This is a genomic window from Lentzea sp. NPDC037011 (assembly GCF_055607425.1).
Genome location: NZ_JBVJRT010000002.1, coordinates 578,842 through 597,682, shown reverse-complemented (window position 1 = coordinate 597,682; position 18,841 = coordinate 578,842). Strand labels below are relative to the sequence as shown.

Annotated in this window: 24 protein-coding genes; 10 read left to right on the top strand and 14 right to left on the bottom strand. The window is 71.0% G+C overall.

What is annotated here, in order from left to right; translation table 11 throughout:
* Window positions 1-2: 2 nt before the first annotated feature.
* The gene (locus ACZ7CH_RS07645) at window positions 3-551 is read left to right on the top strand and encodes a copper resistance CopC family protein (RefSeq protein WP_360387482.1); all 549 of its coding nucleotides are present in this window, start codon (window positions 3-5) and stop codon (window positions 549-551) included.
* On the opposite strand, the gene ACZ7CH_RS07640 is transcribed toward ACZ7CH_RS07645, so the two are convergent.
* The 3 genes from ACZ7CH_RS07640 to ACZ7CH_RS07630 form a co-directional block, all read right to left on the bottom strand.
* Window positions 459-1,676: an RNA polymerase sigma factor gene (locus ACZ7CH_RS07640; protein ID WP_470373375.1), complete on the bottom strand. Its 1,218-nt coding sequence runs from the start codon at window positions 1,674-1,676 to the stop codon at window positions 459-461. The genes ACZ7CH_RS07645 and ACZ7CH_RS07640 overlap by 93 nt on opposite strands.
* A complete protein-coding gene (locus ACZ7CH_RS07635; protein WP_470373374.1) occupies window positions 1,673-2,023 on the bottom strand; it encodes a YciI family protein in 351 nt (116 codons plus the stop codon). The genes ACZ7CH_RS07640 and ACZ7CH_RS07635 overlap by 4 nt, the downstream gene beginning before the upstream one ends.
* Window positions 2,024-2,114: 91 nt before the next feature.
* Window positions 2,115-2,582, bottom strand: a complete 468-nt coding sequence (locus ACZ7CH_RS07630; protein WP_360387474.1) for a redoxin domain-containing protein — start codon at window positions 2,580-2,582, stop codon at window positions 2,115-2,117.
* A 162-nt stretch (window positions 2,583-2,744) separates the two neighbouring features.
* Between ACZ7CH_RS07630 and ACZ7CH_RS07625 the strand changes: the two genes are divergently transcribed.
* Window positions 2,745-3,380, top strand: coding sequence for a DedA family protein (locus tag ACZ7CH_RS07625; protein ID WP_360387471.1), 636 nt, complete (start codon window positions 2,745-2,747; stop codon window positions 3,378-3,380).
* An 18-nt stretch (window positions 3,381-3,398) separates the two neighbouring features.
* On the opposite strand, the gene ACZ7CH_RS07620 is transcribed toward ACZ7CH_RS07625, so the two are convergent.
* Complete coding sequence (locus ACZ7CH_RS07620; RefSeq protein ID WP_360387468.1) at window positions 3,399-4,148, bottom strand: hypothetical protein; 750 nt, start codon at window positions 4,146-4,148, stop codon at window positions 3,399-3,401.
* 208 nt (window positions 4,149-4,356) lie between these two features.
* Here ACZ7CH_RS07620 and ACZ7CH_RS07615 point away from each other — a divergent pair, with 208 nt between their 5' ends.
* On the top strand, window positions 4,357-4,668 hold the full coding sequence (locus tag ACZ7CH_RS07615) for a hypothetical protein (protein WP_470373373.1): 312 nt from the start codon (window positions 4,357-4,359) through the stop codon (window positions 4,666-4,668).
* 16 nt (window positions 4,669-4,684) lie between these two features.
* On the opposite strand, the gene ACZ7CH_RS07610 is transcribed toward ACZ7CH_RS07615, so the two are convergent.
* The 4 genes from ACZ7CH_RS07610 to ACZ7CH_RS07595 form a co-directional block, all read right to left on the bottom strand.
* Entirely contained in the window at window positions 4,685-4,948 is a 264-nt protein-coding gene (locus ACZ7CH_RS07610) for a hypothetical protein (RefSeq protein WP_458433238.1), read from the bottom strand.
* A 152-nt stretch (window positions 4,949-5,100) separates the two neighbouring features.
* Complete coding sequence (locus tag ACZ7CH_RS07605; protein WP_470373372.1) at window positions 5,101-7,356, bottom strand: ATP-binding protein; 2,256 nt, start codon at window positions 7,354-7,356, stop codon at window positions 5,101-5,103.
* Between the two features lie 512 nt (window positions 7,357-7,868).
* Window positions 7,869-8,234, bottom strand: coding sequence for a hypothetical protein (locus ACZ7CH_RS07600; RefSeq protein ID WP_470368531.1), 366 nt, complete (start codon window positions 8,232-8,234; stop codon window positions 7,869-7,871).
* 35 nt (window positions 8,235-8,269) lie between these two features.
* Window positions 8,270-8,551: a hypothetical protein gene (locus ACZ7CH_RS07595; RefSeq protein ID WP_470373371.1), complete on the bottom strand. Its 282-nt coding sequence runs from the start codon at window positions 8,549-8,551 to the stop codon at window positions 8,270-8,272.
* Window positions 8,552-8,804: 253 nt separating this feature from the next.
* On the opposite strand from ACZ7CH_RS07595, the gene ACZ7CH_RS07590 reads away from it, so the two are divergent.
* On the top strand, window positions 8,805-9,320 hold the full coding sequence (locus ACZ7CH_RS07590) for a lytic polysaccharide monooxygenase auxiliary activity family 9 protein (RefSeq protein ID WP_360387458.1): 516 nt from the start codon (window positions 8,805-8,807) through the stop codon (window positions 9,318-9,320).
* A 1-nt stretch (window position 9,321) separates the two neighbouring features.
* Here the strand turns inward: ACZ7CH_RS07590 and ACZ7CH_RS07585 are convergent, their stop codons facing one another.
* From ACZ7CH_RS07585 to ACZ7CH_RS07570, 4 genes are read right to left on the bottom strand one after another with little or no spacing between them, the layout of a single operon-like run.
* Window positions 9,322-9,729, bottom strand: a complete 408-nt coding sequence (locus ACZ7CH_RS07585; protein WP_360387456.1) for a DnaJ family domain-containing protein — start codon at window positions 9,727-9,729, stop codon at window positions 9,322-9,324.
* Entirely contained in the window at window positions 9,726-10,646 is a 921-nt protein-coding gene (gene pip, locus ACZ7CH_RS07580) for a prolyl aminopeptidase (RefSeq protein ID WP_470373370.1), read from the bottom strand. The genes ACZ7CH_RS07585 and pip overlap by 4 nt, the downstream gene beginning before the upstream one ends.
* A gap of 2 nt (window positions 10,647-10,648) precedes the next feature.
* On the bottom strand, window positions 10,649-11,839 hold the full coding sequence (locus ACZ7CH_RS07575) for an MFS transporter (protein ID WP_360387452.1): 1,191 nt from the start codon (window positions 11,837-11,839) through the stop codon (window positions 10,649-10,651).
* Window positions 11,840-11,843: 4 nt separating this feature from the next.
* On the bottom strand, window positions 11,844-12,845 hold the full coding sequence (locus ACZ7CH_RS07570) for an ABC transporter substrate-binding protein (RefSeq protein WP_470373369.1): 1,002 nt from the start codon (window positions 12,843-12,845) through the stop codon (window positions 11,844-11,846).
* Between the two features lie 141 nt (window positions 12,846-12,986).
* Here ACZ7CH_RS07570 and ACZ7CH_RS07565 point away from each other — a divergent pair, with 141 nt between their 5' ends.
* The 4 genes from ACZ7CH_RS07565 to ACZ7CH_RS07550 all read left to right on the top strand — a co-directional run bounded on the left by ACZ7CH_RS07565 (window position 12,987) and on the right by ACZ7CH_RS07550 (window position 16,238).
* A complete protein-coding gene (locus ACZ7CH_RS07565) occupies window positions 12,987-13,253 on the top strand; it encodes a hypothetical protein (RefSeq protein WP_458433252.1) in 267 nt (88 codons plus the stop codon).
* A 63-nt stretch (window positions 13,254-13,316) separates the two neighbouring features.
* Window positions 13,317-14,297: a C40 family peptidase gene (locus tag ACZ7CH_RS07560; protein ID WP_470373368.1), complete on the top strand. Its 981-nt coding sequence runs from the start codon at window positions 13,317-13,319 to the stop codon at window positions 14,295-14,297.
* A 263-nt stretch (window positions 14,298-14,560) separates the two neighbouring features.
* Entirely contained in the window at window positions 14,561-15,502 is a 942-nt protein-coding gene (locus tag ACZ7CH_RS07555; RefSeq protein ID WP_360387444.1) for a C40 family peptidase, read from the top strand.
* Window positions 15,503-15,671: 169 nt separating this feature from the next.
* Window positions 15,672-16,238: a LysM peptidoglycan-binding domain-containing protein gene (locus ACZ7CH_RS07550; protein WP_360387442.1), complete on the top strand. Its 567-nt coding sequence runs from the start codon at window positions 15,672-15,674 to the stop codon at window positions 16,236-16,238.
* Between the two features lie 67 nt (window positions 16,239-16,305).
* On the opposite strand, the gene ACZ7CH_RS07545 is transcribed toward ACZ7CH_RS07550, so the two are convergent.
* Window positions 16,306-16,602: an iron-sulfur cluster biosynthesis protein gene (locus tag ACZ7CH_RS07545; protein ID WP_470373367.1), complete on the bottom strand. Its 297-nt coding sequence runs from the start codon at window positions 16,600-16,602 to the stop codon at window positions 16,306-16,308.
* Window positions 16,603-17,095: 493 nt separating this feature from the next.
* On the bottom strand, window positions 17,096-17,740 hold the full coding sequence (locus ACZ7CH_RS07540; RefSeq protein ID WP_360387436.1) for a hypothetical protein: 645 nt from the start codon (window positions 17,738-17,740) through the stop codon (window positions 17,096-17,098).
* 143 nt (window positions 17,741-17,883) lie between these two features.
* Between ACZ7CH_RS07540 and ACZ7CH_RS07535 the strand changes: the two genes are divergently transcribed.
* Both ACZ7CH_RS07535 and ACZ7CH_RS07530 read left to right on the top strand, forming a co-directional pair.
* Entirely contained in the window at window positions 17,884-18,585 is a 702-nt protein-coding gene (locus ACZ7CH_RS07535; protein ID WP_470373366.1) for a VIT1/CCC1 transporter family protein, read from the top strand.
* Window positions 18,586-18,609: 24 nt separating this feature from the next.
* Complete coding sequence (locus ACZ7CH_RS07530; protein WP_360387430.1) at window positions 18,610-18,834, top strand: hypothetical protein; 225 nt, start codon at window positions 18,610-18,612, stop codon at window positions 18,832-18,834.
* Window positions 18,835-18,841: the final 7 nt, after the last annotated feature.

Genomic DNA, 18,841 nt, shown 5'->3' with positions numbered 1-18,841 from the left:
ACGTGATCCGTTACCTCATCGCGTTCGTGCTGGTCCTGCTCGCCGCGACGGGCACCGCCGGACCCGCGTCGGCCCACGCCGAACTCAAGAGCAGCACCCCGGCGGCGGGCGCCACGCTCGACGCCGCGCCCAAGCAGGTGGAGCTCGTCTTCAGCGACACCGTGAGCCTGCCGGAGGGCGACGCGGTCGTCATCACCGGACCGGACGGCGCAACGTGGCCGGTCACGCGGGCGGCCGCGGTCGGCAGCACCATCACCGCGACGGTCGACCCGGCCGCGGCGAAGTCCGGGGCGCACACCCTCACGTGGGCGGCGCAGGCCGACGACGGCGACGTCGTCCGGGGCACGGTCGCGTTCACGTTGAACGTCGTCGCGGTCACGACCTCGGCACCGGTCACGACCACCACGTCGGCCGCGGCGGCGTCGACCGCTCCCCCGGCGGCCTCGGCCGAGCAGGGCTCAGACGGGCTGCCCGCCTGGGTGTGGGTCGTGCTCGGGCTGGTCGTGGTGGTCGGCGCGCTCCTGCTGGTCCGCCGCCGCAAGCAGGCGTGAGCGCAGGAGGTCGCGTTCGGCCGGGTGCACGGCCAGGTCGAGCGCGGCCTCCAGCGCGGGACGCGGGTCGGCGCCCAGGCGGCCGAGCAGGTCCGCGCGCACCGCGTGGAACAGGTGGTACCGCTCCAGCCCCAGCTCGTCGACCAGCCGCAGCCCTTCCGCCGGGCCGGCGACCTCGGCGACCGCCACCGCGCGGTTCAGCGCCACCACCGGGCTCGGTGCGAGTGCCATCAGCTGGTCGTAGAGGGCCACGACCTGGGTCCAGTCGGTCGGCGGGTCGCTGTGCACGGCGTTGATGGCGGCCTGGACCTGGTACGAGCCTGGCTGGTTCCGGCGCAGGCACCGGCGCACGAGGTCCTGCCCCTCGTTGACCATGTCCGCGTCCCAGCGGGACCGGTCCTGGTCGGCCAGCAGCACCAGCCTGCCGTCCGCCAGCCTGGCCGCGCGCCGTGACCGGACCAGCAGCATCAACGCGAGCAGGCCCTGCGCCTCCGGCTCGTCCGGCATCAGCGAAGCCAGCACCCGGCAGAGCCGGACCGCCTCGTCGGCCAGCGCGCCCTCGCCGAGGTACCCCTCGGTGAAGACGAGGTAGAGGACGGCGAGCACGGCCGCGAGCCGTTCGGGCAGGTCGGCGTCGCGCGGCACCCGGTAGGGGATGCGGGCGGCGCGGATCTTGCCCTTCGCGCGCACGATCCGCTGCGCCATCGTGGTTTCCGGCACCAGGAACGCCCTGGCGATCTCACCGGTCGACAACCCGCCGAGCAGCTTCAGCGTCAGCGCCACCCGCGCCGGCAGGGCGAGCGACGGGTGGCAGCAGGTGAAGATCAGCCGCAGCCGGTCGTCGGGCACGGCACCCACGTCCTCCACCTCCGGTTCCCGCGGCACCAGTGCCGACTGCTTCTCCCGGCCCTTGGCCTCGCGGCGCAGCCGGTCGACGGCGCGGTTGCGGGCCGTGGTGATGATCCAGCCGGCCGGTGCGGGCGGCACGCCGTCGACCGGCCAGCGCGCGGCGGCCGTCGCGAAGGCGTCCTGCACCGCCTCCTCAGCGAGGTCGAGGTCGCCGAGGAACCGGGTCAGGACGGACACGGCGCGGCCGTACTCCGCGCGGAAGACCTCCTCGATCATCCGGACGCGACGGGCCGCACCTCGACCGCCAGCGGGCTCAGCACGGTGGCGAGCCGGCGCCCCCACTCCAGCGCCTCGTCCAGGTCGGCGGCGCTGATGACGGTGAACCCGCCGATGTGCTCCCTGCCCTCGGCGAACGGCCCGTCGGTCAGCAGCACGTCACCGTCCTTCGCCCGCAGCACGGTCGCGGTCGTCGGCGGGTGCAGACCGGCGGCGAACACCCACGCCCCGCGCGCCTTCATCTCCTCGTTGAGCGCGCCGAGGTCCCGCATGATCGACTGAAGCACCTCGGGGGGCGGGACCTCACCGTCGGGCTGGTAGATGCTGAGCAGGTACTGCTGCGTCATGGTGGACTCCTCTCGCCCTCCACACGAACGCGGGCGGCCCGATTCGACAGGGTGAGCCCATGATCCCCGCTCGACGCCCCGGACGGGGTGGTCACGGCGTGAGGGCCGCGACGCGCTCGTCGAGCTGCTCCTCGGTGGGCGCGCCGATGAGGAGCTCGACGGACCCGTCACCGCGGACGAACGCGAAGGTGGGCTGCGCGGTCACCCCGAACCGCTTCCACACCGCCCCGTCGAGGTCGGCGAGGTGCGGGAACCCGTCGAGCCGGTGGCCGGACACGAACTCCTTCATCGCGTCGAGCCGGTCCTCGGCCGCGACACCGACGAACTGCACCTCGTGGTGCTTGCCCGCGACCTTCGCGACGGTCGGCGCCTCGGCGTTGCAGGACGGGCACCACGGCGTCCAGAACCACAGCACCGCGGGGTTCCCGACGAGCTTGTCGCCGCGGAACTCGGCGCCCTCCAGCGTCGTGGCCGTGAACTGGAACTTCTCCGGCGCGGGCGGCGGCTGCGCGCAGCCCGCGAGCACCAGCACCGCGAGCAGGACTCCAAGGACGCGCACGGTCCTCACCTCCTGCCTGGGCCTACGGCCTCGCACCTCCTGCGGTTCAGCGGCAGGCCGCACGGAAAGCGGCGAATGTTGAAACGGACGAACAGCTCAGATGCCGATTGCGGCGATGTCGCGGAGGCAGCCCCGTTCCGGCACCGGGGATAGAGTTGCGAGGTGCCGGTCGAACAGTGGCTCGAAGCCATCCCTCCTCTGCTCGTGTACGCCATCGTGGGCCTCGTGATCGGCTTCGAGTCGCTCGGCATCCCGCTCCCCGGCGAGATCGTGCTGGTCACCGCGTCCCTGCTGGCCTCGCAGCACGATGAGCTGAGCCCGCTGTGGATCGGCGTGTGGGCGAGCGCGGGCGCCATCATCGGCGACAACTTCGGCTACCTCATCGGCCGCCGCGGCGGTCCGCGCCTGTTCGCGTGGATGGGCCGCAAGTTCCCCAAGCACTTCGGCGAGGCACAGCTCACCCACGCCCGCCGCGTGTTCCACAAACGCGGTGCCTGGGCGGTGTTCTTCGGTCGTTTCGTGGCACTGCTGCGCATTCTCGCCGGCCCGCTGGCCGGTTCCATGCACATGCCCTACGGGAAGTTCCTCGTCGCCAACGCCCTCGGCGGCGTCGTCTGGGCCGGCGGCACCACGGCGGCCGTGTACTACCTCGGCGTGGTGGCCGAGAAGTGGTTGAAGGGCTTCTCGTACGCGGGCCTGGCCATTGCCGTGGTGGCCGGCGTGGTGGGCACCGTCGTGATCAAGCGCCGCCTGGCCCGTGCCGCGGAGGAGCCCGCGGAAGAGGTCACCTCCGCCTGAGCCGTCCCCGGACGGCGCTCACCCGGTCTCCGCGTCCGGTTCGACCACGGTGCCCTCCAGGACCTCCGTTCCGTCCTCCCCCTCCGGCCACGCCTCGGGCGCCGGTCCGAAGGCCCGCCGCGCGGCTCGAACGGCCAGTGCGGCGACGGCGGCGTTGGCACCGCCGCCGATCACCGCGCCGATGCCGAACGGCGCCGCCCGGCCGAGCACGATGATCCCCTGCTTCGTGCCGTACTTGGTGACGAAGTTCTTGCCCAGCACCTTGTTGATCCGCAGCAGCGTCGCCGCCGGCACCTTGCCGACGAGCTGGCGCGCCCAGTGCTGACCGGTGCGCTCGGCGACCTTGCCGATCGTCTTCGACCCGGACTCGCCGAGCAGGACCCCCAGCACGAGCGTCCGGCGCCGTTCGACCTCCTCGACGCGCACCCCGTGCACCTCCGCGACGGAGAGCACGAACAGGGCGCTCAGCTCCAGCGACGAGAACGCCTCCCCCGCCGACAGCGCGATCGCGACCCCGGTCCCCACGGCGGGAGCGGCGGCGGCACCCCCGACCGCAGCACCGGTTCCGGCGAGGGCGCTGACGTACATCCGTTCCAGGGTGCGGACCACCTCCGCCGGGGTGGCCTCCGGGTTTCGCTGGCGGGCCCTGGCGATGTTCTTGCGCACCAGCGGTGCCTGCAGGCCGATGGCCTTGTCGAGCAGGCCGAGCACCGGGTTGCCCCGCTCGCCGGGGTCGGGAACCGGTCCTTCCGGGACGTCAGCGGACACGCCGAACTCCTTCACCTCGTCACGTTCGCGGGCAGTCTCGCACCGGCGCGGCCGGAACCGGTGCGGCACCGGAGGGCGACCTGCGGGTTCCCGGGAAACTGTCCAGAACCGGCGTCGAACAGGACACGGGCCGGGGTCTCGGCCGGGTTCGCCGGCCGATCCGCACGAACCTGGCGGAGCATCAGCTCGCCGACCTGCAGCCCGCCAGGTGGACCTGGACATCCATCCCTGCCGTTGTCCGGACCTGGTTGGCGGTTTCGGCGCTCTGGGACGGCGGAGCGGCATCGTGGGTGTCGAGGTCGTCGAGCTGTTGTCGGACGCGGTCGGCGTCGGCGTGACGGCCTTGGTCCCGGTACAGCTCCAGTGCCTCCCGCCACACCGTGCGGGCCTGCCCCTACCGGCCGAGGACGGCGTGGGGCTGGCCCACGTGGTCGAGGGTGTTCGCGACCTCGCAGGCGTCGCCGAGGCGGCGGCGCAGGGTGAGGGCGTGGTGGATCTTGGTCGACGGGCCGCCGCGTGACCGGCCGATAGCATGATCATCTGGTTCGGTCTGCCCGCCACACGACCCGCTCGCCCCCTGTGCGCGCAGGCGTGCGGCGGCGGGCACCGGCCGTGTGCTGATGGGCGCGCACGATGCTGGAGCCGACCGAGACCTCCCGGTCCAGCTCGTCGACCGCCTCCGCGATCACCCGCACCTTCGACACCGGCATCGTCAGGATGCCGTTGCGCGAGCACCGCCAGAACCGGTTGCACACCGTCTTCCACGGCCCGTACCGCTCCGGCAGATCACGCCACGACACAAGGTCAAAGCACGTCAGAGCAACCAGCTTTGAGGACGGGCCCCGGCACCCGTCTTCCCAGGGACTCCGTTTCGAGGGACCAGGATGTGCGCGCCAGGTGACGAACCGATCGGCGGCCTCCGCCGCGCCGCGGTGTGAGCCGCGCGTCCAGGTCACTCGGGCAGGAGCGCCAACTCCGCTTCGACGCGTTCTCGCATCGACTGGTTGACCGGTCCGTCCAACCGGGCGTGGGCAAACGTCAAGCACCTGCGTGCGCGGTCGACGTCGCCCACGTTGCGCCACGCGACGCCCTCGCTGAACGCCAGTTCTGCCTCACTCCGGTAGCGGGCCTGGTCGATGCCCGGCTGTGACCGCGCCGCGTGGTAGGACTCCGCCGCCTCTTCCCAGCGGTTCAGCCCGGCGAAGGAGTCACCCGTCAGCGCGAGCAGGTGCGCTTCCATCTTCGACACGAGGCCGTGGTTCGTCTGATCACTGCGATCCCTCGTTTCGACGAGCAACGCGCTGTGCAGCTCCAGAGCCTCCTGGAACTCACCCGCCGCCAGAAGCGACGTGCCGAACGACAGCGTCGCCCACAGGCGCTCCTCGAAGAAACCGAGGTCCTTCGACACGAGGTAGGCCTGTCTGCTGTGTTCGACGGCTTCGGCCGGCCGCCCCAGCGCTGCCGAGGTGAGCCCCAGTGCTGAATGCGACGCCAGGACCATCCTCCGGTGGTCGATCTCCCGGGAGAGAGCCAGTGCTTCGTGGAGCACGTTGAGCGCGCGGTCGCTTTCACCGGCGGACGCGTGCAGCGTCCAGCCCATCAGTGCGAGCATCTCGGCTTCTTTGACGCGGTCCCGGAGCGCTTGCGCCGCCTGGAGTCCGCACTCGAAGATCTTGTTCCAGCCGTACCCGTACTCCCGGCCGGGCATGTAGGTGTGCAACGACCAGACGAAGTCGTACACCTGTTCGTGCCAGCCCAGCTGCACGGCTTCCCTGCACACTTCGGACCACGTCGTGACGTTCTCCTCCAGCCAGTCCTCCGCTTCCCGCTGCGACCGGAACGGACAGTCTTCCGAGATCTCCCGCACGGTCGGGAGGAAGAGCCGGCCGGCGGCGGTGCCCAGGCTGAGGACATGGGCGTACAGCTCGTCGCGGAGCCGGTCTCGCTCCTCCTCCGGTTCCTCGTCGAGCCAGCACTCGTACGCGAACAGCCGGACCAGGTCGTGGAACTGAAGTCGAACGGGATCGCCGATGACGTTGATCAGCGACATCTCGACCAGCGAGTCCAGCACCGCGCCGATCTCGTCCGCCGGTGTGCCGGTCGCGACCGCGGCGAGGTCGTCGTCGAAGTGAGCGCCGGGAATGATGGCGAGACGCCGGAAAGCGGAGCGCTCACCTTCTCCCAGCCACTGGAGCGACGTCGCGAAAGCCGCCCGCACGTGCAGATCGCCCACCGACAACGAGTTCAGCCTCTTCCGCTGGTCCCGCATCTGTCCGACCAGGTAGGCGATCGACGAGAACCGCCGGGTGGCCAGTCGGTTGCCCACGATCCGCACGGCCAGCGGCAGGTTCCCGCAGAGGGAGACGAGCTCATCCGCTGCCTCCGGTTCGGATCGGACCACGTCATCGCCCACGATCGACGCGAGCAGGTCCACCGCGTTCGCCGTGGTCAGCATGTCGATCGGCAGCCGGTGCGCCGACTCCAGGCCCGCCAGGGCACGACGGCAGGTCACGATGGTCAAACTGTGCTCGCCGCTGGCCAGCAACGGCTTGACCTGAGCTTCGTCCATCGCGTTGTCCAGGATCAGCAGCACGCTTCGATCCCGCAACAAGGTGTGGAAGAGCGAGCTGCGTTCGCCTTGCGTCGGGGGTATGCGGCCCGGCGGCACCCCCAGCGACGTCAGCACGCGTTCAAGAGCGACGCTGGAGCTCATCGGCTGGTTGCCGACGCCACGCAGGTCCAGGGCAAGGGTGCCGTCCGAGAACCGGGACATCAGGTAGTCCGCGGCCGCGACCGCCAACGTGGTCTTGCCCACGCCCGGCGGGCCGGCGATCACCACGACGCCGCCCGCATCGGCCATCGTGGACAGGCTGCGGAGCTCGTCCTCTCTGCCCACCACGTTCGGCGTGACGGGCAACGCGTACAGCATCGCCCTGTTCTCCCCGTGCGCGGAGCGACGGCGCTTCTGCGTCGCCAGCACCACGAAGGACACCCGCTCGTCACCGGTCAGTCCGAGGGCGTCCGCCAGCAGTTCGGTCGAACGCTCCTGCGCGGCGGCCGCCCTTCCGTGCTCCAGGTCCCTCAGTGCCCGAACGCTCATGCCCGAAGCCAGGGCCAGCGCCGCTTGCGACAGTCCGGCTGCCGTCCGGTGGCGCAGGAGCGTCTGACCGAAGGTGGATTTCGACTGCGGACCGTGCGGTTCGCTCATGCGTGACAGTGCACCCCCGACCTCCGCCGGTGGCAAGCGTGCTCGCCGTGGAGCGACCACTTCGTTGCCGAGGCGGCGAGTGGGCGTTGAATCGCTCAACGCCCACCCGTCGGATCACGCCGTGTTCCACCGGCCCACCCGGATCCGGGCTCCACGCGGCTTCTGGAGCCGCTTCCCGCACGTGCTCGGGCAGGGTGGTGTGGGCGGTGTCCCTGGCGTAGCGGCGGATCAGGTCGTGCATGGCGTAGCGGCCGCCCGGCCGCCGTTGCAGCAGCGAGGCGTTCTCCAGCCCGTTCGGTGAGCCAGCGCAGGGACCAGGACAGCACGGTGGGCCCGGCGGTGCGCGCGGTGATCGACAACGCCAGCGGGTGGCCCCGCACAGCCCGATCAGCTCGTCCACCGCCTCGGGTTCGGCGACGACGCGGTCGGCGCCCGGGCGGGCGGCCAGCAGGGCGCGGGCCTCCTCGTGGGCAGGGCACCGAGGGGCAGGTGGCGGGCACCGTGCCGGTCGATCAGCGAGGCCAGCTTCTGGCGGCCGGTGACCAGCACGGTGCAGGTCGGCGAGCCGGGCAACAGGGGGTGACCTGGTCTCTGGTGGCGGCGTTGTCCAGCACGGTGAGCATCCGCCGCCTGGCCACCAGACTGCGGTAGAGCGCGGCTTGGGCGTGGAGGTCGGTGGGGATGCGGTTCGGGTCGACGTCCAGGGCGTCGAGGAACCCGCGCACCGCCACCGCCGGCTGCATCGGCTCGCCGGCGGGGCTGAAGCCGTGCAGGTCGACGAACAGCTGCCCGTCGGGAAACCGCTCCAGGTGCCGATATGCCCACGCCAGCGCGAGCCAGGTCTTGCCGATGCCCCCGGCCCCGCCGATCGCCGACACCACCAACACCTCTGCCGAGGGGGCCAGGGCCGCGGTCAGTTGGTCAAGCTCGGCGGCGCGTCCGACGAACCCCGAGGGAACGGCGGGCAACTGCCGCGGCATCGGCTGCCCCGGAACAGCAGGGTGAGGTGGTGGACGCCGCCGGTAACCGTGTGGGCCTGCCCTGCGCTCGAAACCGAGGTCGCGACCACCGTGTTCCGCACCTCGACGACGGGTGGCTGCTCACCCGGCGGGCCTGCCTCGCCGATGTCGTCTTCGTGTTGGTCCCGGACCGTCATGCCCCACCCCGGCACCACCTGGAAGACCCACGACGCCATGGACGATCATCCCGTCCGGTCTGGGATACCGGGACGGCACCACCCCTCGAACGCACCCGCCATGTACTTCCCAACTCCGCCACCACCTCCGCTGACCAGGTCCGAACACCGCCGTCTTCGCCCGGACAGGACAGTTCGCCAGCCGATCCGCAGGCACACCTTGTGGCTCCTTCGTCACTCGCGGTATGGTCTAGACCTTCACCGCCGCCGCGATGTAACGCACAACCCGCAACATCAAGGCAAAGGAAGTCACATGAAAATTCGACGCAGGGTCGCGGCCGCTGTGGCCGGTGTGGTCGCTGCACCGTTGCTCGTCGTGGCTCTCCCCACCGGCACGGCGTTCGCGCACGGGTACGTGTCCTCGCCCGCCAGCCGTCAGGCCCAGTGCGCCAGTGGCGTGGTCTCCTGCGGCAACATCAAGTACGAGCCGCAGTCGGTCGAGGGCCCGAAGGGGCTGCAGAGCTGCCACGCCAACCTGCCGCAGTTCGCCGAACTGAGCAACGACAGCAAGGGCTGGAAGGTGCACCAGACCGGTCGTTCGGTGACGTTCAACTGGACGTTCACCGCGCGGCACCGCACGCGGGACTACGACTACTTCGTGGACGGTCGCAAGGTGGCCACGTTCAGCGGCAACAACCAGCAGCCGCCGGCGAGCGTGCAGCACACGGTGAACGTGGGGTCGGCGGGCCGGCACAAGGTCCTCGCGGTGTGGAACATCGGCGACACCGCGATGGCGTTCTACTCCTGCATCGACATCAACGCGAGCTGAGCTAGTCGGTACGTGAGGTCCCCTTCCGCTCACGTACCAGCTTTTCGACGTTGAACGGCATCAGGTTCAAAGGCGGACCGGACAACGGTTTGCGCAGTGCGTCGAGGATGCGCGTGTTGATCGCTTCGATGATCGCGCGCGCGTCCTCGTCGGTGGGAGCCGTGAGCGCGCGTTCCTTCGCGCTCTCGGCTTCCTTGCGCAGCACGAGGGAAGGCGGCAGGCCCGCTGTCCCCTCCTCCTCGCGCACCTTCCGCTTGATCCACCAGTCCTCGTCGAGCGGTTCCCCCGCGCCGGGCAGCGGTTTGCCGGCGCTGGGCAGGCCGTCGAACTCGCCGCGCTCCTGGGCCTCGCGGATCTGGCGGTCGATCCACGACTCGAAGTCCATGCCGTGCGGTTTCCGTTGCGTCATGGGGAGAACCTCCTCGCTGCGGCCTCGATGGCGGCGACGAACGCGGGACTGCCCTTGTGGCCGCTGTCGTCCACGACGGTCAGCGTCGCATCCGGCCACGCCTCCGCCAACCGCCAGGCCGTGTCGGGTGGGCAGCTCAGGTCGCGGCGGCCGTGGATGATCTCACCGGGGATGCCGGTGAGCCGGTGCGCGTCGCCCAGCAGGTCGCCGACGAAGCCGTGGTTCGCGTAGTAGTGCGCGCAGATCCGCACCAGCGCGAGCATCTCGTCGGAGGGGCGGCCGGTCCAGCTGCCCTGCTTGCCGAAGTTCTCCAGCGACAGCACGGTGTCCTCCCACCGCGACCACTCGATCGCCGCCCGTTCCCGCACCGCGCGGTCGGGGTGCTCCATCAGGTCCGCGTAGGCGCGCACGACGTCCGGCGGATCGCCCGCGTGCGCGCTGAAGCGGGCCCACGCCTCCGGGAAGAACCGGGACGCGCCCCGGTACAGCCAGTCCAGCTCGCGCTGCGAGGACAGGCTCACCGCCACGAGGATCAGCTCGCTGACCCGGTCCGGGTGGCGCTGCGCGTAGGCGACGGCCAGCGTCACACCCCAGGAACCGCCGAACACCAGCCACTTCTCGATGCCGAGGTGCTCGCGCAGCCGTTCGACGTCGGCGATCAGGTGGTCGGTGGTGTTGACGCTCAGGTCCGTCGCCGGATCGCTCGCGTTCGGCGTGCTGCGGCCGCAACCGCGCTGGTCGAACAGGACCGTCTTGTAGTTGCCCGCGCTCAACACCTTGCGCGCGCCGACCGAGCAGCCCGACCCCGGTCCGCCGTGCAGGTACACGGCGGGTTTGGCGTCCGGCTCGCCGACGACCTCCCAGTAGAGCCGGTTGCCGTCGCCGACGTCGAGCAGGCCGTGGTCGAGGAGGTCCATGATCACGAGGCTACCGAGCCGTGCCGGCGCAGGGCGACCGCGACCCAGACCGCCACGAGCACGCCCGCGCCACCGGCCACGACGAACGTCAGCCGGGGTCCGGCCGCGTCGAGCAGCAGGCCGCCGCCGACGTACGACAGCGCCGCGGCGACGCCGATCCCGCCGTAGAAGTTGCCGAACACCCGGCCCGTCCGGTCGGCGGGCACCAGCCGTTGCAGCAGCGTGCTGTGCGCGACGTCCATGCCCGCGATGCCCAGCCCGCGCACCGCCTGCAGCGCGAACGCCGACGCGACGCCCCACGCCAGACCGGTGAGCAGGTTGCCCGCGCTGCTCAGCACGAACCCGGTGACGAGCAGCGCGACCATGCCCAGCCGCGCGGACCCCTTGGCGAGCAACGCGTACCCGGCGAGCAAGCCGGCGCCGACCGCGGCCAGCACCACGCTCGCCGCGCTGTCGGAGCTCCCGAAGACGTCCTTGGTGAGCTGGATGACCGCCACGTCGTCGATCGCGGTGCACGCCACGACTCCGCAGAAGCCCAGGAACACGATCCGCACCGTGCGGTTGTGCCAGATCTCGCGCAGCCCGGCACGGGCGTCGCCGAGGACCGTCTCCCCCGGTTCCGCCGGCACCACCAGCCGCGGCAGCCGCAGCAGCAACACCGCGGCCAGTGCGAAGGAGGCGGCGTCCACGAGCAGCACACCGCGGGTGTCGAGGAACGTCAGCAGCACGGCGGCGAGCAGCGGCCCGAGCACGTCCGCGCTGTTGGTGCCGAAGCCCAGCGCGGTGTTCGCGGGCCCGAGGTCCTCCTCCGCGACCAGGCTCGGCACCGCCGCCCGCGACGCCGGCAGGAAGACCTGCCCCAGCAGCGCCCGCAGCCCGACGAGCGCGAGCAGGACCGGCAACGGCGGCAGGGTGAACGCGATGACCGCCAGCAGCACGCACTGCGCGGCCTCGCAGCCGACCATGACCGTGCGCCGGTCGAAGCGGTCGCTCACGAGGCCGGTGAACGGGCTGAGCAACGACGGCGCGAAGTCCCCGACGAGCAGCAGGGCGGCGACCGCCAGCGCCTGCCCCAGCGCCGACTGGACGTGCAGCATCAGCGTGACCAGGCTCAGCGCGTCCCCGACAACGGAAACGACCCGTGCGGTGGTGAGCACGCGCAACGGGCCGTTGTCCTTCAAAAGCGTCAGCACATGGTCATCGTGCCAAGGCCGCGTCCAACTGGTCAGCCAATTTGTTCATGATCCCGGCGTAGGAGGTGTAGCTCAGCGGGGCGACCGCGTTCCACTCCACGAACCGGCCGGCCTGCACGGCGGGCAGTGCCTGGAAGACCGGGTGGCCCTCCTTCATCTTCTCCGGGTCGAGCACGTGCTGGCGGGTGTCCCACATGATCACGTGTTCCTTGTACGTGCCGACGTTCTCCCACGACAGCGACTGGAAGTAGCCGCCGCCCTCGGCGTCGGGCGTGGCCGGCGTGAGCAGCGGCAGGCCGAGCTCCTTCGCGTACCAGTCGAGATCGGGGTTGCGGGCCGGCACCGCGACGTAGAAGAGCTTCGGGTCGGCGCCGACCACCTGGATCTTCTGGTTCGCGGCCGTCATCTTGGCGCCGATGGCCTTCAACCGCTCGGCGGCCTTGGTGAACGCCTGCTCGTCGGCCTTCACCTTGGCCGAGTCGACGTCGGCGCCGAGGGACTGGGCCAGGTCGCGGAAGCGCTTGATGCCGTCCGGCAGCTGGATCTTCGACTGGCCGATGCCGACGGTCGGGGCGATCTTCGCGACCTTCTCCTCGAACTCGGCCGTGAGGTGCCAGAGCCCGCTGACCTCGGGGTAGTAGCCGGCGACGACGAGGTCGGCGTTCAGCGCGGCGAACTTCTCGATGTCGATCTCGCCGTAGCCGGGGCCGGTGATGTCGGTGACCTGGCTCGGGTCGATGCTGCCCGCCTCGGGGTCGGTGGTGCCGTCCGCGCGCTTGAGCGGGCCGAACGTGCCGACCACGTTGACGCCGTAGTCCTTCAGCGCGCCCGCGGCGGACACCTGTGCGACCACGCGCTCCGGCCGCTTCTCGGCGGTGACCTCCTTGCCCCGGTCGTCCTTGAACGACCACTGGCCCTGCTGCTGCTGCTGCTGCTCCGCGGGGGTGGTCCCACCACACCCGGCCACCAGTCCGAGCAAGAGCACCGCGGCGACTGTCCTGCGCACCTGTCCACCTCCTGAGTTTAGGCTTGCCTAACCTATCAAGCGCCCATGGAACCCGCGCAGGGGTGCCTGATCGGGTGGTGTTGGCGCCGAACCCGGCGCGTGGTGCCGGATCGGAGGGCGAGCACCTCTAGGTTGCGCGTCGTGTCCAAATACTCACGTATCGCAACCTCTGTTCTCGCGGCCGCCGGTGCCGCACTCGCGGCCGCGTCCCCCGCACTGGCCGACCCCGGTTCGATGTTCGGCCCGGACGTGCAGGTGCCCGAGAACCCCTGGAACCACAGCGCCGTGGCCGTGTGCGCGACGGACGTCCTGACCGCACCCGTGTTCGGCAGCTCGGTCGGAGAGGTGCTGAACCACTGCGGCAACGGCGCGGTCGTCGCCGAGATGCTGGATCACGCCCAGGGCTGAACCCGGTCGGCCCACCGGCCGTACGCCTCCTCAGAAGTTGTTCCCGACTCCTGAGGAGGCCGCGTGTCCGGCCGACGTGCTGCAAGGACCGCGAGGACGGCCGCTCTCGCCGCGGTGGTGGCCGCGACGGTGGTGTCGACGCCCTCCGCGCACGCCCAACCGGTCGCCGACGCGCTGAAGGCCTACACCGAGCTGACCCACCACGCCGAGGAGCTCACCCAGGACCACCTCAAGGCGCAGGTCGACCTGGCGGCGGCGAACACGCGGCTCGGCACCGCCACCGAGACCGAGAAGCAGGCGCTGACCGCGTCCGAGCAGTTCCGCGGCCAGGTGGACCTGCTGACCGAGGCGTCGTTCCAGGGAGCGCGGTTCAGCGACATCTCCGCGCTGCTGACCAGCACGTCCCAGCAGGACTTCCTGGAGCGCATGCAGGCCCTCAACATTCTCGCCGCGGAGAACAACGAGGCGGTGGCCCGGCTCGACGCCACGCTGACGGCGGCCGCGAAGGCCAGGGCCGGCGCGGCCTCGGCGGCCGAGGCGGCGACCGAGCTCGTCGCGGACGTGGCGGCCCGCAAGACCGCGATGGACCAGCAGGTGGCGACCGCGCGGGCCAAGTACCAGTCGCTGTCGAGGCCGCAGCAGGCGACGCTGGCCACCAAGGGTGACACCTCGGCGGTGCCGGTGCCCGCGGGTGCGGCCGGCACGGCGCTGAACTTCGCGCTGGCGCAGCGCGGCGAGCCGTACGTGTTCGGCGCAAACGGCCCCGACCAGTGGGACTGCTCCTCGCTGGTGCAGGCCGCCTACCGGGCCGCGAACGTCTCGATCCCGCGGGTCACCTACGACCAGGCGAAGGTGGGCCGCGCGGTGACGCGGGCGACCATCGCGCCGGGCGACCTCATCATCTACTACGCAGGTCAGTCGCACGTGGCGATGGCCGTGGACAGCGTCCGCGCGGTGCACGCGTCCACCGAGGGCGTTCCGGTCAAAATCGCCGACATCGACTCGATCGGTCCCATTTCGGTGATTCGCCGCGTCGTCGGGTGACGCGTCTCTCCACCCCGCGATAAGCCGACGTAGACGACTGTGAGAGCGTGCGTTCGCCGAACTGGTGAGGATCCGGTGGTAGACGAACACAAGGTCATTCCGTAACCTGTCCGAGACCTTCGGCCCAGCAGTTAACCCACTCGGGGCACACGCCAAGGTTGCCGCCTCACGCGCAGTAGTTCTCAGCGTGGCGGCTGCCAGGAAAAAGGAGGACCCGCGACGTGGTGTCGCAACCCTCACGCCGTACCGTGCGTGGAGCGATCGTGGCGGCTGCTGTCGTCGCCGCCGCACTGCCCACGGCCCCGGCCACCGCACAACCGACGGCCGCTGACGCGCTCAAGAAGTACAACGAGCTCAACGAGCAGGCGTCGCAGATCAACCAGGACCAGCTCAAGGCCCAGGACGACCTGAAGGCCAAGCAGGGCGAGCTGGACAAGGCGAAGAACGACCTCGTCGTCGCCAAGCAGGCGGAGGAAACCCTCCGCGGCCAGGTCGACCTGCTCACCGAGGCCTCGTTCGGCGGAGCCCGCTTCAACCAGCTCTCCGCGCTGCTCGTGAGCAACTCGCAGCAGGACTTCCTCAACCGCATGACGGCCATCAACATCCTGGCCACGGACAACGCGGAAGCCCTCAAGAAGCTCACCGACGCCGTCGAGGCCGCGGACGCCGCCACCAGGACGGCCAACGAGGCCACCGAGGCGTCGAAGAAGCTGCTCGCGGACATCGAGCAGAAGAAGGCCGCGCTCGCGAAGCAGATCGAGGAAGTGCGGGCTCAGTACAACCAGCTGAACACCGCGACCCAGAACGCCCTGAAGAGCAAGGGCGACATGTCGACCATCCTGGTCCCGGCCGGCACCGCCGGCAAGGCCCTGGAGTTCGCCCTCGCCCAGCGCGGTGAGCCCTACGTCTACGGCTCCAACGGCCCGGACTCGTGGGACTGCTCCTCGCTGATCCAGAAGGCCTACGCCTACGCGGGCGTGTCCATCGGCCGCACCAGCTACGCCCAGGCGGCAGCCGGTCGCCCGGTCTCGCGCAGCGAGGTCAAGGCGGGCGACATCATCGTCTACTACTCCAGCCAGTCCCACGTGGCCATGGCGATCGACAACGTGCGCGCCGTGCACGCGTCGACGGAGGGCCAGCCGGTGAAGATCGCCGACATCAACTCGATCGGCCCGGTCACCGGGATGCGCCGCATCGAGGGCTGACCAGGTTCTCCTCAACGCCCCCGTCCCGCTGCCCCGGGACGGGGGCGTTGTGCGTCCATCACCGCATCGGGTGCAGGAGCCGCGCTGACCCTGCGGTCCCGGCCGCACCGCACTACGGTCCGGGTGGCCGCCCGGACCCGGCGGCCTTCGCGTGCGAAGTGGAGCGTCGATGAACACTCTGGAAGCCGGCCAGGAGCTCACCACCGGCCAGCAGCTCACCACTGCCAACGGCTACTCCCTGACCCTCCAGTCCGACGGCAACCTGGTGCTGACGGAGAACAACGGCACCGTCTGGGCCAGCGGCACCAACGGCAGGGGCGCCGTGCGCGCCGCGCTGCAGGACGACGGCAACTTCGTGCTCTACAACGGTGACAACAACCCGGTGTGGGCCACCGACACCGCCGGCAACACCGGCTCGCGCCTCGTGCTGCAGGACGACCGCAACCTCGTCGTGGTCGGCGGCGACGGCAGCGCCAAGTGGGCCAGCGGCACGAACACCGACACGCCGCAGTCCACCCCGGCCGCCGCAGAGCCCGCCCCCGCCGCACCGGCCCCGGCCGAACAGGCCCCGCCGGCACCGGAGGTGCTCACCTACACCGTGCAGCCCGGCGACTCGCTGTGGGCGATCGCCGAGAGCTGGTACCGCGACGGCAACCGCTACACCGACGTCGCGGCCGCCAACGGCATCGAGAACCCCGACCTGATCCACCCCGGCCAGGTCCTGCGCATGCCCTGAGCTCCCGCGCACACGCGAACGGGCCGGTCCTCTCCTCGGAGGACCGGCCCGTTCGCGCACGTGGCGTCTACACGGAGGCGACCCCGTCCTCGGGCGCCTGGCGGGCAATCGCGAAGGCCGGGTTGCCCTCCTCGTCCTGCCGCACGTCGAGGACCTTGTCGTCCAGGAACTCCGCGGCGGCCGGCTCCATGATGACCTTGGCACCCGCGTCGGCGGTCACCACCTGGTCACCGTCCACCGGCTCGCTGAGGGAGAGCTCGAGCGCCGCCTGGCTGTCCTGCTCGGTGGCGAGAGCGAACCTCAGGCCGACGTCGTCGTTGGTGGTGGACTGTGAAGTCAGCTCGTTGATGACTTCCGCAGCCACCGGCGTCACTTCGAGCATGTCGGCCCCTTTGTCTGGAAACAACGAACGCGCCCCGTGTTCCCGGTGAGCACCTGCCTCAACCATCGGATGCCGATGGATGTGGAGAACGCGCAGGTAGAAGGCCCGAGATCGGTGGCGGGGCCAGGGCGGACGGGGCGAACGGGCGGATCGCCGGGCTCGGTGGGGCAATCGAGCGGATCAACCGCCAGGGTCCGGTGGACGGGCTCCGACGCGGACCGGTCGCAGCGGACAGCGCGGCCACCCGCGCCCAGCGCCCGCAGCACGGCACCCGCGCTCAACACTCCCCACGCGCCCAGCGCCCGCAGCACGGCACCCGCGCTCAACACTCCCCACGCGCCCAGCGTCCGAGCACGGCACCCGTACCCGGAACGCGCCGCCCGCGTCCCAGCACGTCGCCCGCAACCCGAACCCCGGCACGCCCACGCCCGCTCCCACCGCCCGCACCGGGCAGCCCAAGAGCCGAAACAGGCCCCTAAGCCACCCGGTGCGTCGCGGGACGAGCTGTCTCCTGCCGCACGTGGCCGCAGGCGGAGCAGACCCGCGGCACCGGCACGAGCTCGGCGACCAGCCGCCACGAGTCGGCGAAGCTCGGTGCCTGCACGCCCGGCACCAGGAGGCTGTCCAGCGACTCCTGGCGGCGGCGGCCCTTCTCGCGGCTGCGTTCCACGGGGTCGCGGCGGTGGGCCAGGGCGCGGGAGGCCGCGCGGGCGCGTTCGCCTTCCGTGCCCAGTTCGCGGGCGCGGCGCGGGGTGTTGAGCAGGGCGTTGCGGCGGTTCACGCGGAACCACTCGCCCAGCGTCATGCCCGGTAACGGCGGGCGGGCCAGGGTGCCGTCCGCCGTCCACGAGCGCAGGCGGGCGCGCAGGAACTCGTGCGCCACCTGCGAGCGGGAGCGGGGGCGGCCCTGGCGGGTGCCGTCGGGGTGCGTGTCGATCGCGGCGAGCACGGCGTCGACGGACCAGCCGGCGGCGAACCAGGGTTCGAGGGTGCGGCGGACCCAGTGGCGGTTCGCGTCGGGCCAGGAGGCGCGCACGCACAGCGACTCGACGGCGGTGGCCACGTCGGCGTCGGTGGCGGGGACCACGCGGCCGGGCCAGCGGCTGGGTTCGATCTGCATCTGGACTGACCTCCTGGAAGCACCGTGACGAACATCTGTTCGACAGTGTGCCACCGGGGTCTGACAAAAAACGACGTCCAACCGGTTGACCTGGGCAAACACCGGTCGACGCACGCCTGAACAGTGCACGATAGCCTGCGGAAATGACGCATCACGAGCCCCACGACGACGTCAGCGGCAACCGGATGAACTGGCTGCGCGCCGGGGTCCTGGGCGCGAACGACGGCATCGTCTCCACCGCCAGCCTGGTCGTGGGCGTCGCGGGCGCCACCGCGGACAGGACCCAGATCCTCGTCGCTGGCCTCGCCGGGCTGTTCGCGGGCGCGATGTCGATGGCCAGCGGCGAGTACGTCAGCGTCAGCAGCCAGCGCGACGCCGAACGCGCGTTGATCGCGCAGGAGAAGCGCGAGCTGCGGGACACGCCCGACGAGGAGCTGAAGGAGCTCGCGGGCATCTACCGGGACAAGGGCCTCGACGCCGAGACCGCCCGGCAGGTCGCCGAGCAGCTCACCGAGCACGACGCGCTGGCCGCGCACGCCGACGTCGAGCTCAAGATCGACCCCGACAACCTCACCAACCCGTGGACCGCCGCCATCGCCAGCTTCGTGAGCTTCACCATCGGCGCGCTGCTCCCCCTCATCGCCATCGCCACCACCTCACCGTCGCTGCGCGTGCCTGTGACGGTCATCGCCGCGATAGCCACCCTCGCGCTGACCGGCTACGTCAGCGCGCGCCTGAGCAACGCGCCGAAGCAGCGCGCTGTCCTGCGCAACGTCGTGGGCGGCCTGATCGCCATGGGCATCACCTACGCGGTCGGGGCGCTCGTGGGCCAAAGCATCGGATAGACCGAATGCGGGTACAGGTGCGCCATGAGTGAAGACAGGGGTAGCTACGCACCCGCCGACACCGACGACTTCGAGGCCCTCGACGAGGACAACCTCCAGAAGGACCCGCTGGAGGAGGGCATGGACCCGCCGGAGGGCTGGGCGGGGGCCGACCGGTACGGGACGACCGAGTACGAGCAGGCCCACCCCCGGCCGCTCGACGAACGCCTTCAAGAGGAACGGCGCGAGAACGACGAGACGGGTGCATGATCACAAC

Excerpts from the sequence above, each read along its gene's own strand:
- ACZ7CH_RS07550 (WP_360387442.1), top strand. The coding sequence starts at position 15,672 with ATGAACACTCTGGAAGCCGGCCAGGAGCTCACCACCGGCCAGCAGCTC.
- pip (WP_470373370.1), bottom strand. The coding sequence starts at position 10,646 with ATGGACCTCCTCGACCACGGCCTGCTCGACGTCGGCGACGGCAACCGG.
- ACZ7CH_RS07590 (WP_360387458.1), top strand. The coding sequence starts at position 8,805 with ATGAAAATTCGACGCAGGGTCGCGGCCGCTGTGGCCGGTGTGGTCGCT.
- ACZ7CH_RS07605 (WP_470373372.1), bottom strand. The coding sequence starts at position 7,356 with ATGAGCGAACCGCACGGTCCGCAGTCGAAATCCACCTTCGGTCAGACG.
- ACZ7CH_RS07640 (WP_470373375.1), bottom strand. The coding sequence starts at position 1,676 with ATGATCGAGGAGGTCTTCCGCGCGGAGTACGGCCGCGCCGTGTCCGTC.
- ACZ7CH_RS07595 (WP_470373371.1), bottom strand. The coding sequence starts at position 8,551 with ATGGCGTCGTGGGTCTTCCAGGTGGTGCCGGGGTGGGGCATGACGGTC.
- ACZ7CH_RS07530 (WP_360387430.1), top strand. The coding sequence starts at position 18,610 with ATGAGTGAAGACAGGGGTAGCTACGCACCCGCCGACACCGACGACTTC.
- ACZ7CH_RS07540 (WP_360387436.1), bottom strand. The coding sequence starts at position 17,740 with ATGCAGATCGAACCCAGCCGCTGGCCCGGCCGCGTGGTCCCCGCCACC.
- ACZ7CH_RS07585 (WP_360387456.1), bottom strand. The coding sequence starts at position 9,729 with ATGACGCAACGGAAACCGCACGGCATGGACTTCGAGTCGTGGATCGAC.
- ACZ7CH_RS07535 (WP_470373366.1), top strand. The coding sequence starts at position 17,884 with ATGACGCATCACGAGCCCCACGACGACGTCAGCGGCAACCGGATGAAC.
- ACZ7CH_RS07635 (WP_470373374.1), bottom strand. The coding sequence starts at position 2,023 with ATGACGCAGCAGTACCTGCTCAGCATCTACCAGCCCGACGGTGAGGTC.